Below are 15,139 nucleotides of genomic sequence, written 5' to 3'. Positions count from 1 at the left end.
AAGCGAGTTCAATGGCTGGCGAAACATTTGACGGCTATAAATTACAAAAGGAAGGTTATTTTGTTGAGTATGCTAAAGTAATTAGTAATGAAGTTAGAATACCTATAATTACGGTAGGTGGATTTAAAGATATAAGCAAGATAGAAAATATATTAAATGAGAGTAATATTGAATTTTTTGCTCTATCAAGACCACTACTTTCAGAACCTAATTTAATAAAAAGATGGAAATCTGGAGATAACAAGCCATCTATTTGTCTTAGTTGTTCTAAATGCAGAACGGATGAGGGAAATTATTGTGTTGTTTTCAATAAAACAAATAAGTAAAAAATATTCATATTTTACAATAATAATTATTTAAACAAGAAAACACAGGCTAAAAACCTGTGTTTTCTTTGAATTTAATTTCTTCTATATTATTTAAAATAATAACAACCTATATTTCCTCTTATTAACATATTAATCTTAACTCAAATTTCTTACTCCACACATTAAACTTACTGTCTCTCTTTCCATCTTCCTCTAAAATAGTTACATTTGATATTCTATCTATTCTAAAGTGAAGTAAACAATCTTTTCTTTCAAAAAATCCAATTATGTAGTATTTACCAAGTTCACAAGTAAAGCTATAAGGTATTATCGTGTGAACTTTATGATTTCCAACAGCTGAGTGATAACTGAAATTTACTTTTTTCTCTTCAGATATAGTTGTTAGGATTTAGAAGTTCAATAATGTAACGATATTTCAGGTTCGTCAATTAATATAATTGAACTATTAATCTATCGAAGTAAAATCAAAACCTTCAAATTTTTTAACTCTTCCTTGTTTATATTTCAACCCACCCCTATTTCTTTCAATGATTGTGTAATAATATTTAGGATAAACAGGAAAAGTTACTAAATCTCCATTATCCACTTCAAATGTTAAACTATAAGTATAGCCAATATTTGAAAACCCCAAATAGTCTCCACTCCTCTGCATAACTAATTCTTTTGATTTTAACCTAGCGTTAACTTCAATAATAGGTTTGGTACATAACAATATCTGATCGTATATAATTGTTGTAATCATAAGAAAAATAACAACACCTAATAATGAAAATATAAAAAAGAACATTATATTGTCACGATTAATAGACTTTAAAGTTTTATTTGTATTTACAATTATTCCCACATTGGGATATAGGAGCTCCAATGGCTTATAAAAAAACGTAAAGTATACAATTATAGTTATACTGTATAAAATTAATATTATTATCCCTCGCTTTACGGTAAAAAAAGCTTCTTTATTGTTTGACACATAAATCTTCTCCTCTACATATAAAATTCACTACAAGATTTTATTTTATTTTATTTCCAAAATTCTTCATTAAACCATTCTATCATAATAACTTTACTAATAAAGGTTATATTGTCATATTTAAGAGATTTTTTATTAAGTGATTAGTATTGCTTGTATGCTAACCGCATTCCACCAAATAAATATAAACTGTTATCTTTAAGAATTGGTATGTATTTTATTATTGTTTTAATTTCTACTCTATTTGGAAATTTTCCAGTTCCACTTATGGGATACGGAGTTTCCCCTATAATAGGTTATTTTATAGCTATAACTTGGTTCGCAAAATCCAAAATTAATTCATAATATTCTTAACGGATGACACAAGTAGTAAATATCCTTTTCTTGTTCTATTTGTAAAACTATATTAGATTGGTATGCCTATAAACATACTTTTTTATATTTTATGACTATAATATAAGTCTATTCTATCATAATCACACCTCGCAACACATTTCAAAATATAAAATATTGCCATCAAAGTATCTAGCTAGTTCATTATTTGTAATTACAATATAAAATGTCTATTATGAAATATGAATGTTTTATTCATATATATTGCATTTTCATAATTAGATTAAATTAAACCACCTAATTATTTTAGGTTAATCGAATTAAGTAAACGTTTAAACTTTAATAGATTAGGTTATAATATCTATTTACCTAATCTATTATGTATATACTGATAATCTCTTTAATTTATTTAACTATATGCTATAATTTATCTAATAATATTATATAAGAGGTGATCATTATGGATAATCTTGATATCAAAATACTTAAACTTTTACAACAGAATTCTAGAGTAACAGCTTCCGAAATAAGCAACAGAATTAATCTATCAGTACCTGCAGTAAGTGATAGGTTAAAAAAACTTGATGCTAGCGGTATTATTGATAAGTACACTGTAATACTAAATGCTAAAAAAATGAACAAACATCTTATGATAATAATGTTTATATCTCTTGAATCACCTAAATTCACAGATCCTTTTATTAACATAGTTCAGTTAGATGATGAGATTGTAGAGTGTCACTACCTTGCTGGCGATTTCGATTATGCTTTAAAAATCATTACGGAAAGTACAGAAAGTTTAGAAAGATTTTTATATAAGATAAAAAACATCCCAGGAGTTCAAAAAACTAAGACTAATGTTTCTCTTTCCACAATAAAAAATAATCATTCTATTATACCAAGTGAAATAATTGAGTAAACTTTGATTTAATTCCATATTATGAAAAATGAAATCTTATACATTGTCATGTATAAAGAGGAGGATAATAAATGAAAAAGGTACAAACAACAAATTTTAATGATGAGCGTAGTATTATGAAAAGCAATTTACAGGTGAAAAACGAAGAACAACCCAACTTATTTAAAGATATATTCCCGTACTCAGAAATTCCAAAGATAGTTTTTGGGAATGAGCAGATTCCAATGTTTGTACCTGAAGACATTTGGATTACCGATACTACATTTAGGGATGGTCAACAGGCTATGGACACATATAGTGAGGCTCAAATAGTTAAAATATTTGACTATTTACATGAACTTGATAATAATTCTGGAATAATTAGACAAACAGAATTCTTTCTATATACAGAAAAAGATAGAAATGCTGCTCGGAAATGTATGGAAAGAGGATATAAATACCCAGAGGTAACTTCCTGGATAAGAGCTAATAAGGAAGACTTTAAGTTGGTTGTGGATATGGGACTTAAGGAAACAGGAATGCTTATGTCCTGTTCTGATTATCATATATTCAAGAAATTAAACAAAACAAGACAAGAGGCTATGGATTTATATGTGTCACTAGCAGAAGAAGCCTTAGAGAATGGAATAACCCCAAGATGTCATCTTGAAGATATAACTAGAGCAGATTTCTTTGGGTTCGTAGTCCCCCTAGCACAAAAGCTTATGGAACTTTCTAAGAAATATGGTATCAAGATAAAAATTAGGGCATGTGATACATTAGGTCTTGGATTACCTTACTCAGGTACGGAGCTGCCAAGAAGTGTACCACATATTATACATGGATTAAGAGTTTATGCAGGAGTTCCTTCTGATTGTCTTGAGTGGCATGGACATAATGACTTTTATAATGTAGTACCAAATGCTACAACAGCATGGCTTCATGGATGCAGTGCTATAAATACATCTCTTTTTGGTATTGGTGAGAGAACAGGTAACTGCCCCTTAGAAGCAATGATTATAGAGTATGGTCAATTAAAAGGAAACACAAAAAATATGAATCTAAAACTTATAAGTGAAATTGGTAAGTATTTTGAAGGTGAGTTTAAATACAGTATTCCACCTAAAACACCATTTGTAGGTAGTGAATTCAACGTTACTAGAGCTGGCATACATGCAGATGGAATATTAAAAGATGAAGAAATATATAATATCTTTGATACAGAAAAAATATTAGGTAGACCAATTGTTGTGGCAGTTAATGAGCATTCTGGTCGCGCTGGCATAGCAGCTTGGGTTAATACTTATTTTAGATTAAAGGGAATAGACAAGATAGATAAAAGAGACGAGCGAATTAATGATATAAAAGAGTGGGTAGATAAGCAATACGTGGGTGGTAGAACTACTGTAATGATAAGTGAAGAACTAGAAGTAATTGCAAAAAAGATTATTCCAGAACTGGTTTTAAGAGAACAAGACACTAAAGCCTGTTAATATAGGCTTTATATTTTTAATCTTACTTATATATAAACAAGATGGAGGGATATCATGGCATATACTGTTGCACAAAAAATAATTAAGTCCCATTTAGTAATGGGCGAAATGATTTCTGATAGTGAAATCGCAATTGTGATAGATCAAACTTTAACTCAAGATTCTACAGGGACAATGGCATATCTTCAATTTGAAGCTATGGGAATTGATAGTGTCCAAACTAAAAAATCTGTTGCCTATATAGACCATAATATCCTGCAAACTGGTCCTGAAAATGCAGATGATCATTTATATATACAGACAGTTGCCAAAAAACATGGCATATATTTTTCTAAAACAGGAAATGGAATTTGTCACCAAGTTCATTTAGAAAGATTCGGAGTCCCAGGACAAACTTTACTTGGTTCAGATAGTCATACTCCTACCTGTGGCGGAATTGGAATGCTTGCCATAGGAGCTGGCGGACTAGATGTGGCTGTTGCAATGGGCGGCGGGGAATATTATATAACAATGCCTAAAATTGTAAAGGTAGATCTATTAGGAAAACTTAAGCCTTGGGTTTCTGCTAAAGATATTATTTTAGAACTATTAAGACGCTTAACAGTTAAGGGTGGAGTTAATAAAATATTTGAATATGCAGGCGTTGGTCTGGAAACTCTAAGCGTACCAGAAAGAGCAACTATTACAAACATGGGTGCAGAGCTTGGAGCTACAACTTCAATTTTCCCTAGTGATGAGATAACCTACGAATTTTTAAAAGCACAAGATAGAGAGAGTGATTATATAGAGCTTAAAGCGGACGCGGGGGCAATATATGACGAGATAATTCAAATAGATTTGGCTTTAATTGAACCTCTTGTTGCTTGTCCTCATAGTCCAGACAATGTAGTCCCTGTAGCATCATTAAAAGACATTAAGGTGGACCAAGTGTTAATAGGAAGCTGCACTAATTCCTCTTACGTAGATATGATGAAAGTATCTAAAATACTCCGTGGGAAAACTATTCCTGATGAAGTTTCACTTTCTATTTCACCTGGTTCCAAACAGGTTTTAAGTATGCTATCTAAAAACGGTGGGCTTTCTGATATGATTGATGCTGGTGCAAGGATTTTAGAAAGTGCATGTGGTCCATGTATAGGAATGGGCCAATCACCATCAACAGATGCAGTATCTCTTAGAACCTTTAATAGAAATTTTAAAGGCAGATCTGGAACGGTATCAGCTAATGTTTATATTGTGAGTCCAGAAGTTGCGGTTGCATCTGCACTTGCAGGATATATAACGGATCCAAGAGAACTAGGAGCTGCTATTGTGGTTCCACTTCCAGAAAAATTCTTAATTAACGATAATTTAATAATAAACCCAGCTGATGATGGCACAGGTATTGTTGTAAAAAGAGGGCCTAATATTAAACCATTCCCAAAAGCTGCAGAATTAAAAGGAGATTTGACAGGCAAAGTATTAACCAAATTAGAGGACAACATTACAACAGATGATATAATGCCGTCTAATGCAAAACTTCTTCCATTCAGATCTAATATTCCATATTTAGCAGAATTCTGTTTAACTCCATGTGATGAAAGTTTCCCATCTAAGGCTAAAAAATACGATGGTGGAATTATAGTTGCAGGTTCAAATTATGGACAAGGATCAAGTCGTGAACATGCAGCCCTGGCACCTCTTTACTTAGGTATTAAGGCTGTTATAGCGAAATCATTTGCAAGAATTCATAAGGCTAATTTAATTAATAACGCTATAGTTCCATTAATATTTGAGAGCACTCATGACTATGAAAGCATAGATGAGATGGATGAATTAGCCATTTACGATGTTGCAGCTCAGATAGAAAAAGGTATTGTTATTGTAAGTAATATAACAAAAGGAGTTACGTATAAAACTCTACCTGAAGTAACCCAAAGAGAAAAAGATATGCTTATATACGGCGGATTAATAAATCTTATGAAAAACAAGAAAAAGGCAGGTGCGTAGACATATGGAATACAATATTACACTTATACCCGGTGATGGGATTGGCCCAGAGGTAACCTCCGCTGCGGTTAAAGTAATAGAAAAAAGTGGAGTTAAAATCAATTGGGAAATAGTACGTATGGGGGCAGAAGTTATTGAGGAATTTAATACTCCTATGCCTCCCTACGTTTTAGAAAGTATTAAAAAGAATAAAGTTGCACTTAAGGGCCCGGTTACCACACCTGTGGGCAAGGGATTCAAAAGTGTTAATGTTACTTTAAGGCAGGAACTAAATCTTTATGCTAATATAAGGCCTATAAAAACATATGAAGGTGTCCCATCAAGATTTACCGACGTAGATTTAATAATAGTAAGAGAAAATAGTGAAGATTTATATGTAGGAATAGAGCATATGGTTACAGAGAATATTGCAGAGAGTACAAAGATAATAACTAAGAAAGCTAGTGATAGAATAGTGGAATATGCTTTCAAACTTTCAAAAGAACAGAATAGAAAAGAAGTAATAGCAGTTCACAAAGCAAATATTATGAAGCTTTCGGATGGATTATTCTTAAGATGTGCAAAAAACATAGCTTCAATGCACAAAGATATAGCATTTTCCGATGTTATAGTTGATGCTATGAGCATGAAGCTTGTGATGAACCCAGAAAAATATGATGTTCTTGTAATGCCTAATTTATACGGAGATATATTATCAGATATGGCAGCAGGGCTCGTTGGGGGACTAGGTCTAGTACCAGGTGCAAATATTGGAGAAGATGGAGCAGTTTTTGAGCCAGCTCATGGTTCTGCTCCAGATATAGCTGGTTTAAATATAGCAAATCCTACTGCATGCATTCTATCTGGTGTGATGATGCTAAGGCATATAGGAGAATTAGAAGCGGCAGATAAAATACAGAAAGCCGTGGAAGCTGTTTTAAAAGATGGAAAATGTTTAACTTGTGATTTGGGTGGTAATACTGGAACGCAGGAGTTTGCTGAAGTTATCATTGAAGAAATGAGAAAATGAATTTATAACTAAGCCGCCAATAAATTCTAAAAAAAATAAAAACCTAGTTATAAAAATAACTAGGTTTAATTTTAATACAAGAAAATATGATACTTCGATTTTATAAACAAATCTAAATTTATTTTTTGTCCGAGTGTCGCATCTGAAGAGCCTGGTAACAATGCTTTTAACATAAAAGTTTTATTATTTGGGGTTTTAATCTTAAGTGTTGCACTGTAGTGCATACCCATATAGGTAAAGTTAACAATAGTACCTTTTAATGCCCCATCTTTATTTATAATCACATCTTCTTCCCGTATCATGAATTTAGCTATAGTTCCCTTTTTATAAGGAATATCATCCTTACATGATATAAGAATATCTTCCCACAAAATAGAATTTGAGTCTTGGACTTTTCCAGTAAATAAATTTGATTTTCCTATAAATTCTGATACAAAAACATTTGCAGGTTTATTATAGATATCATGTGGGGTAGCTATTTGCTGAATCTTACCTTCATTTAATATAGCTATTCTTTGAGAAATTGATAATGCTTCAATTTGATCGTGAGTTACAAAAATCGCTGTTGTTCCTGTTTTTTTTAAAAGTTTTAGTACTTCAGATCGCGTAACTTCTCTAAGTTCCATATCTAAATTGCTAAAGGGTTCGTCCAAAAGTAGAATATCAGGCTGACGGATTAATGCTCTTCCAATGGCAACTCTTTGCTGCTGACCACCTGATAATTGGTGGGGATATTTATCTTTAGACTCATAAAGACCTACTAGTTTCAACATATCGTTAGTTTTATTCTTATAGTCAGCATCTTTATTAATTGCAAATGCTATATTTTGCCATGCTGTCATATTGGGAAAAAGAGCGTAATCTTGAAAGACCATGCCTATATTTCTTTTTTCAGGAGGCATCCATAGGTTCTTACTTGAAATCACATTGCCATTCAATATAACTTGCCCTTCATTAGGTACTTCAAAGCCAGATAATAATCGTAACAATGTTGTTTTACCGCAGCCACTTTTGCCTAGAATTGTTATTAATTCTCCTTTTTCTACTTTTAAATTTAGATTCTTTATAGTAAAATCGGGAGCATTATTATATTTTTTCGAAAGATTTTTTATTTCAACATATGCCATAATTAATCCCCCCTATAGTTTTTTAACATCAAATAAAGTGGTAAAATAGATACAAGTACAATTAGCAATCCAGCAGGGGCAGCGTGAGTATAAAATCCATCGCTTGATTCTATCCATATTCTCACTGCTAAAGTATCAAAACCAGCGCCTCTTAACATTAATGTTATAGGCAATTCTTTTAATGAACTTACTAAAACTAAAGCGCCTCCTGATAAGACTCCAGGTAATATTGAAGGAAGAATTACTTTCAGCAGTACGACCTTAAAATCCTTTCCCAGACTATAGGCAGTTTCATCGAGATTTTTTGATATAAGTGCCATTGAAGCTTCTGTAGATTGTAAATTTCTTGACATATATCTTATGCTAAAGCCTACCATTAATATTATTTGACTACCAATAAGCCATGAAAAATACTGGCTTACAAAGAATACCATACCTAAAGCTAGTAGTGTCCCAGGTATAACCAGCCCCATGTGGCAAATATTATTCATAATAAAAGTTAGTTTTGAAGGATTCCTGAACTTTAGATAAGCAACAGGCACTGAAATTATCATTGTAATAAAGGCTGCTCCTACACTAACAGTCAAGCTGTTTTTAATATATCCTAAAGTTTTTAAGGTTACAGCCCCCTCATTAACACCTTTAATGCTCCAAACTGTTAAGGTTGATAAAGGTAGAATAACTGAGAATAATAAAACAATCCCCACAAAAGCTAAAGAAATATATTTGAACTTTCCTAAATTAATAGGATTTATTTTCCTATTCGATTTCGAGTTTTGATAAAACACATTTTTATTGAGGATATATGCTTTAATCAAAAGTATGGCAACTCCAAGTGCAACAAGAACAATACTTAAAATTGCAGCGGAGGATCTATCCAAACTTCCTACCATTTGAAAGTAAATGCTACTTGAAAAAGTAGTATATCTGAGCATGGCGATTGCACCAAAATCCGATACAACATAGAATAAAACAATAATGCTACTGGATAATATTGCAGGTTTCATTAGTGGTAGAATAATCCTTCTAAATATGGTACAGTAGGATGCTCCACAGGAACGACCAGCTTCTGCATAGTTTGCGCTGATTTTTCTAAGTGAAGCGCAAACAATTAAAAATACATAAGGAAAAGTGAACATTGATAATACAAATGCAACTGAAAAAAATGAATATATATTTATAGGGCTTTCTCCTAAGGAAGAATAGAGGATACCTCTTGGCCCAAAGAAAATAACATAGGTCAGTGCACCGATATAAGGCGGTATTAATAATGGAAGACTTAAGGCGATTTTAAAAAACTTTCTACCTGGCAAGTTTGAGTGTTCAACAAGCCATGCAAGGGCAACGCCAATTATTGTAGTAATTAAAGTAACTGTTAATGCTAAGCTTAAGGTATTCCAAAGAAGAAAAGGAATACGGGTTTTAAACATTATTTCCCACTTTTCTATTGGAGCCGTTAATGCCCGCGAGAAAATATAAACTATTGGGATTGACATTATTAGTACAGTTATAATGTTTACAAGTAAAAGCATAGAGCGAGGTGGAGAACCACCCCAAGCTTTTACCCACATACTTTTAATTCTATTCATTTTAATCCCACCCTAATCAGAATAACCTGCCTTTCTCATTAATTCTGTGGTTGCTTCCCATTCAGAACCCACTTCTCCAAGTGATGCGTCTGAAGCTTTAAATTCTTCATATTCGACCCCTTCAATATTTGGTATTATTGGAGTCTCTTCATTCATTTTTTGTTGCTCTTCTTGAAGTAAAAACTCTATAAATAAAAGAGCATTTTCAGTATTTTTTGCATGCTTGGTTATGGCAGCACCAGATACATTAACAAAGGTACCCATTCCGCTTTTACCTTGATCCGGATAAATTCCAGCAACATTATTCATACCATCTTCTGTTAGTTGAACTTTAAGATGATAGTTATTAACAAGACCAAATTTAACCTCACCACTGCCAACAACTCGCCTTACTTCTGTATGACTTTGCAGAATTAATGGGTCATTAGCCATAATACCTTTCATCAATTGAAATGTTTTTTCTTCCCCTATTATTGTTTTAATTGAAGTAAAGTAGGTAACCATAGATTCATTACCAGCTCTGTTTATAGCGAATTGTCCTTTATATTTTGGGTCTGTCAAATCAAACATGGATTTTGGCATTTCTTCTGCAGTTATAAGATCCTTATTGTACATAAAAATACGGGACCTTACAGTTACGCCTGTCCAAGTGTTATCTTTTCCTCTGTAATTCATAGGAACTTTTTCTAGTTCTTCTGAACTTATCTGTGCCAACATATCCTGAATACGAAGATATTCTAATACACCAGCATCATTTGCTAAGAATAGATCTGCTTGTGTATTTTTACCTTCTTCAACAATTCTGTGAGCGTATTCAGTTGCTTTTCCCGAGATCAAATTAACTTTTATTCCAGTTTTAGCTTGAAATTTCTCAACAAGTGGAATTATAAATTTTTCTCTACGGCCATTATAGATAGTTAATTCCATAAATTTATCATTAGCGTTATTTTTATTATTTAAAGATGCTGTGCATCCAGTGAAAGTCAGAATAGATATAAGAAGTATAGGTATAAGAATTTTGAAATTCTTCTTAAATAATGTTTTCATAGATTTTCCCCTTTTTATTTTATTCAATTCAATATGCTCGTCCGTAATATAGTATATTACGACTTGTCTATGTTAGTGATAGTAACTTATAAAAGAACCTGTAAATCAATAAAGTTCAGGTCTTGAAAGGGTCCATACCAAAATCATAAAGGTTGAACATTCCTACACTAAACCCACTCATGGAAACACCACAAAAGCTGTGAAGTAATTCACAGCTTTTTCGTATGTTATGGATATAATACCTATGATTTCACCTTCAAATCTATTAAAATTATTTTTTATTATTTCAAATACAACTTTATTAAATCCTGATTCCAATCTTAGTATAGGGCCCTACGTTTTAGAAAGCATTAAAAAGAATAAAGTTGCACTTAAAGGCCCGGTTACTACACCTGTTGGCAAGGGGTTTAAAAGTGTTAATGTAAGGTGTCCCATCAAGGTTTAGTGACATAAATTTAATAATAGTAAGATAAAATAGAGAAAGCCGTGGAAGCTGTTTTAAAATATGGAAAATATTTAACTTGTGATTTGGGTGGTAATACTGGAGTTTGCTGAAGTTATAATTGAAGAAATGAGAAAATGGAATTAGAATCCATTCTCCACAAGCCATTTCATAATGATTTCTTCTCTTTCCTTAATATCATCATGCTGCGAATTGAATTTACTCATTTTTTTCTGTGCTGCTTCGAAAATTTATCGATTTTTGCCTGATCATATTCTCCAGAATGCATCTGAGTAATGTCAGATGGGACTGCATGTTTCTGCAGCTGTGACATCGACTGAGTCAAATTTGCAATGATATTTGTTGCACTAGCTCCCAAAATAACTGCCATAGTTATAAATACACACACTGCCCCAGTTATAATTTTCTTCCTGATGAAATCATTTTTTACAATTTTTAAAAACATTATTTTTTCTCCTTTCGACTATGTGGCTTTGTTTTTAAATATCTCATTATTAAAATTATTGTTCTAGCGCAAAACTACCTTCTGCTTCTTTGTGCGTATCATTTCACGAATACTCTTTGATTTAGATACAATTAGTGCAGTAATTACAAGGCCAAGTCCAGCTGTGAAACCAAAGAAATAATTCCCCATGACATTTACATAATTTTTCTTTAACATTCCTCTACCAATCATGATACTAGACACCATCATACCGCAGGCAACGATTGACTGCAGAATTCCTGTTGTTTTCTCACTGGCAAAGGATAAAATCATCGGTTTTGACAGCACCTGAATAAATCCCATATAAAACATTAAAACAGAAACAAGTACAATTAATAACATGACTCCTTTGGCTTTCCGAATAATCAGCCATCCTTCCTTTAAGTCCTTAAAAAAATTCATTTCACTCTTAACTCGAGACTTTACCGCAAGAGATTTTCTTACGGTAAAGATTGCAACAACAGTTACAACAAAAGTCAAAATATCAATGATAATTATCATTTCCATACCGGAAGCTGCCAAAATTAAACCACCAATAATCGGTGAAATTAAAAACTTGGAAGAGGATGCAATAGACATCATTCCACTAGCATAAGCAGTCTTCTATCAAATCGATCTGCAAGAACCCCCGCAGCAGGACATAATAGAATTGCCGGCAGAAATGCTGCCATTTCCACCAATGATACATCCACCGCCGAATGTGTCATTTGCCACACATACACTCCAAGACCAAAGGCCGTCATTCCAGTACCGATATTAGATACTAATTCCCCAAACCAGATAATTAGGAATTTTTTAAATCCATCTTCTTTTTTTACTTCATTCACTATATGAATCTCCCCCCTTTAACTTACGAATTATTTAATAATGTCTCAATTTTCGCTGCCGAACATCTGCATAATGCACGTGAGACTTCCACTTTCGGCACCGAGCAACCTTTCTGCGTTGAAAACAAACGCCTGTATACGTGAAACTCGCTCCTCATTTGTCATTTCAACCATATCTTCATCAAAAATTGTGTTTGTATATGCCACAACCATTTCCATGCACTCATACGGAAATGGAGTGCTGAACAGTCCCTGCTCAATACCCTCGCGGATTATTCCCGTCAGTATCGGTGTGACACCGTTTAATATAACCTTTTGTATTTTTTGATGCATAAGCGCGTTCTGCGGATTGTGAATTTGCTCCATGATTTCCTTGCTGCTTCCACCACTTACGTTCAGTGCCATTACAACGCCGATAATGCGCTTGTTTACGGGTATGCTCTTGTCTGCGGCAATTTCCTGCGCCGCGCCTAAAATACGGACGTTATAGCGTTCTATTAGCGCGTCCATAATGCTCTCCTTCGACTTGAAGTGATAATATAGCGTTCCCCGTGCAATTCCGACCTTTTCAATAATATCGTTTGTGCTTGTGCCGTCAAATCCCTTCTGACAGAAAAGCTCATCCGCCACGTCAAGTATTTCTTTCCTGCGTTCTTCAACTTCCTTTACTATTCTCATTTGTACATCTCCTTGCAATTTATCCGTCGACCGACTGTCAGTCTGTCTTTTAATAAAATATAAATAGCTAAGTGCTGTCTGCACTTAGCTATTTACTGTGTGAAATTTTAGAGTTTTCATAATTTTGTCTTAGATATCAAGCGTTGCGATATAAAAAGATGAATAACCAATCTTTAGAGAATATTCGCCCTTATATTTGAAATTAATGTTATAATTAACATACAAATAGGCTGTAAGTTAGTAAATAGTTGTAATATTAGGCGAAGTAAAATTTTATTATTTAGATATAGATATAAATAAATCAGGGGGGATTGTTGTTATGGGAAAATCAGAATATGTTATAATTCTTATAAGTTGTCTTATTGGTCCTACTCTCAAATTTTTAATCAAAAAAAGTAAAATAAAGCCAAACAGAGTATCAAAGATATTTTATGAAGATGATAAAAGTTTCATTAAATCTTGGAAAAAAATAAGTGAAAAAGGAATGTTGAGATATACTATTAAATCTACAACTATTACAACTGCTATATTGACTATATTGTTCACATTTCTTATATTGAACAAATTTAGCATGCACGAATATGAACAACAATTGTTTGTTATTTTGAGAATGTGTGTTTTGTTGGGATTGTTTTCTTCTCTACTTCGATGGAGTGTAAATAGTTTTAGGTATAGCGAATTAAAAGATTAAATGTTAATTCAAAATCAAACCCGTTGGGAGATTTTACTGGGAATAAGTTATTGTAGAAAACATTACAAATCCAACAATTACAAGTATTTGACAACCCAGACCTATAATACTAATAATCCTTCCTGATACAGCCAAGCCAATTCCTTTTTCCTCTGAATTATTTATTTCTTTAACAGATTTATAAGACATAACTATTCCCATGATACCAAAGATTAACCCAATAAAAGGGAGGAAGAATGATATAATCCCTAACACTAATGAGGATATTGATTTATTATTTGTTTTTTTCTTTTTATACCTCAACTCTTCTTCTTTGTCACTTTCAACATCAATATTAGCAACACATTCAGTATTTTTGTCCCTTAATAAATAATCTAAAGTTATTTCAAATAAGTCACTCAATATTATTAGTTTATCTGTTTCTGGGTATGTTTGTCCAGACTCCCATTTTGATACTGATTGACGAGATACATTTAATAATTCTGCAAGTTGTTCTTGTGATAATCCTTTTTCTTTTCTCAATAATTGTAATCTTTCGGAAAAACCCAATTTTATCACCTCACTTAAATAATACATAAATGTCAGGTATCATACCAGCAATTTTCATTTGCTTTTTGGCAACCACAGGTTGCAATTAAGGATTAACACTGTATTACCCCATAGATACGATACTAAACGTATAATTAATAAGTATAAAGTCATTACAAATTGCATACACCTCTTGATACTCACTTTTACAGTTTGGGCATATTAGCATACTTCCCCCCTATTATTTATATATTGTATCTTATTTATTGAAAAGGTCTATTGTCTCTTCAGTCCATTCATTCGGTCCTGCGTTTGTTGTGATAAATTTTCTCCAGTATCGACCAGTCTCTTTATCAAATATTATAATATTTGAACCGGCATTTATCATTTCGTATTTATTCTTGCTGACTATATTCTTGCTGACTATATCCTTTTCACCATAATCCTTAAATGTATAGATTACTGAACTTGCTAAAATAAGAAAACCTATTATAATTGAAATTCCTATAATAATTACAGATTTTTTCTCCAAGTTTGCCATCCCCCTTTATTTAGTTTGAGCTTTCACGGAAACTCCTTAGCTCCTGTGATTACTCATTTTTAGTATCATTAATTTTTGTTGATTCCCCCACTTTTTTTGCATAAAACACTTGACATGTCCGTAAAATTTTGCGGTCCTCCTAT

At 32.5% G+C, this 15,139-nt stretch carries 16 protein-coding genes and 1 pseudogene; 6 read left to right on the top strand and 11 right to left on the bottom strand.

The genetic code is table 11. From position 1 onward, the window contains the following. Positions 1–326, top strand: a pseudogene (locus tag ACJAX4_RS15295) (NADH:flavin oxidoreductase); the annotation flags it as partial. A gap of 124 nt (positions 327–450) precedes the next feature. Here ACJAX4_RS15295 and ACJAX4_RS15290 read toward each other — a convergent pair. Further along, positions 451–705, bottom strand: coding sequence for a WYL domain-containing protein (locus ACJAX4_RS15290; RefSeq protein ID WP_435790319.1), 255 nt, complete (start codon positions 703–705; stop codon positions 451–453). 69 nt (positions 706–774) lie between these two features. After that, on the bottom strand, positions 775–1,299 hold the full coding sequence (locus ACJAX4_RS15285) for a DUF2500 family protein (protein ID WP_435790317.1): 525 nt from the start codon (positions 1,297–1,299) through the stop codon (positions 775–777). Between the two features lie 793 nt (positions 1,300–2,092). On the opposite strand from ACJAX4_RS15285, the gene ACJAX4_RS15280 reads away from it, so the two are divergent. The 4 genes from ACJAX4_RS15280 (at position 2,093) to ACJAX4_RS15265 (ending at position 7,021) form a co-directional block, all read left to right on the top strand. After that, on the top strand, positions 2,093–2,551 hold the full coding sequence (locus ACJAX4_RS15280) for an Lrp/AsnC family transcriptional regulator (RefSeq protein ID WP_435790316.1): 459 nt from the start codon (positions 2,093–2,095) through the stop codon (positions 2,549–2,551). Positions 2,552–2,622: 71 nt separating this feature from the next. Next, the gene (locus ACJAX4_RS15275) at positions 2,623–4,023 is read left to right on the top strand and encodes a 2-isopropylmalate synthase (RefSeq protein WP_435790315.1); all 1,401 of its coding nucleotides are present in this window, start codon (positions 2,623–2,625) and stop codon (positions 4,021–4,023) included. Positions 4,024–4,077: 54 nt separating this feature from the next. Beyond that, positions 4,078–6,012 carry an aconitate hydratase gene (locus ACJAX4_RS15270; RefSeq protein WP_435790314.1) on the top strand — a complete coding sequence of 645 codons (1,935 nt, stop codon included), beginning with the start codon at positions 4,078–4,080 and terminating at the stop codon, positions 6,010–6,012. A gap of 4 nt (positions 6,013–6,016) precedes the next feature. Then, entirely contained in the window at positions 6,017–7,021 is a 1,005-nt protein-coding gene (locus ACJAX4_RS15265) for an isocitrate/isopropylmalate dehydrogenase family protein (RefSeq protein WP_435790313.1), read from the top strand. Between the two features lie 71 nt (positions 7,022–7,092). Here ACJAX4_RS15265 and ACJAX4_RS15260 read toward each other — a convergent pair whose 3' ends face one another. The 7 genes from ACJAX4_RS15260 to ACJAX4_RS15230 all read right to left on the bottom strand — a co-directional run bounded on the left by ACJAX4_RS15260 (position 7,093) and on the right by ACJAX4_RS15230 (position 13,236). After that, entirely contained in the window at positions 7,093–8,148 is a 1,056-nt protein-coding gene (locus ACJAX4_RS15260; protein WP_435790312.1) for an ABC transporter ATP-binding protein, read from the bottom strand. Between the two features lie 2 nt (positions 8,149–8,150). After that, a complete protein-coding gene (locus ACJAX4_RS15255) occupies positions 8,151–9,737 on the bottom strand; it encodes an ABC transporter permease (RefSeq protein WP_435790311.1) in 1,587 nt (528 codons plus the stop codon). A gap of 12 nt (positions 9,738–9,749) precedes the next feature. Beyond that, complete coding sequence (locus ACJAX4_RS15250; RefSeq protein WP_435790310.1) at positions 9,750–10,784, bottom strand: extracellular solute-binding protein; 1,035 nt, start codon at positions 10,782–10,784, stop codon at positions 9,750–9,752. Between the two features lie 665 nt (positions 10,785–11,449). Next, complete coding sequence (locus tag ACJAX4_RS15245) at positions 11,450–11,692, bottom strand: hypothetical protein (RefSeq protein ID WP_435790309.1); 243 nt, start codon at positions 11,690–11,692, stop codon at positions 11,450–11,452. 63 nt (positions 11,693–11,755) lie between these two features. Next, a complete protein-coding gene (locus tag ACJAX4_RS15240; protein ID WP_435790318.1) occupies positions 11,756–12,310 on the bottom strand; it encodes an MFS transporter in 555 nt (184 codons plus the stop codon). Next, positions 12,310–12,558 (bottom strand): MFS transporter, encoded by a 249-nt coding sequence (locus ACJAX4_RS15235; RefSeq protein ID WP_435790308.1) that lies wholly within the window; start codon positions 12,556–12,558, stop codon positions 12,310–12,312. Before ACJAX4_RS15235 ends, ACJAX4_RS15240 begins: the two co-directional genes overlap by 1 nt. Positions 12,559–12,603: 45 nt before the next feature. Continuing rightward, positions 12,604–13,236 carry a TetR/AcrR family transcriptional regulator gene (locus ACJAX4_RS15230; RefSeq protein WP_435790307.1) on the bottom strand — a complete coding sequence of 211 codons (633 nt, stop codon included), beginning with the start codon at positions 13,234–13,236 and terminating at the stop codon, positions 12,604–12,606. A 319-nt stretch (positions 13,237–13,555) separates the two neighbouring features. Between ACJAX4_RS15230 and ACJAX4_RS15225 the strand changes: the two genes are divergently transcribed. Then, on the top strand, positions 13,556–13,927 hold the full coding sequence (locus tag ACJAX4_RS15225) for a hypothetical protein (protein ID WP_435790306.1): 372 nt from the start codon (positions 13,556–13,558) through the stop codon (positions 13,925–13,927). Positions 13,928–13,960: 33 nt separating this feature from the next. Here the strand turns inward: ACJAX4_RS15225 and ACJAX4_RS15220 are convergent, their stop codons facing one another. Together ACJAX4_RS15220 and ACJAX4_RS15215 are read right to left on the bottom strand one after the other, a co-directional pair. Continuing rightward, on the bottom strand, positions 13,961–14,476 hold the full coding sequence (locus tag ACJAX4_RS15220) for a helix-turn-helix domain-containing protein (RefSeq protein WP_435790305.1): 516 nt from the start codon (positions 14,474–14,476) through the stop codon (positions 13,961–13,963). Positions 14,477–14,714: 238 nt separating this feature from the next. Next, complete coding sequence (locus ACJAX4_RS15215) at positions 14,715–14,996, bottom strand: hypothetical protein (RefSeq protein ID WP_435790304.1); 282 nt, start codon at positions 14,994–14,996, stop codon at positions 14,715–14,717. Between the last annotated feature and the right edge of the window lie 143 nt (positions 14,997–15,139).

The sequence above is a fragment of the Clostridium sp. genome (genome assembly GCF_051278035.1).
Taxonomy (GTDB): Bacteria; Bacillota; Clostridia; order Clostridiales; family Clostridiaceae; genus Clostridium_AD.
The sequence above is the reverse complement of the archived record's forward strand: the minus strand, read 5'-3'. Positions and strand labels throughout refer to the sequence as shown.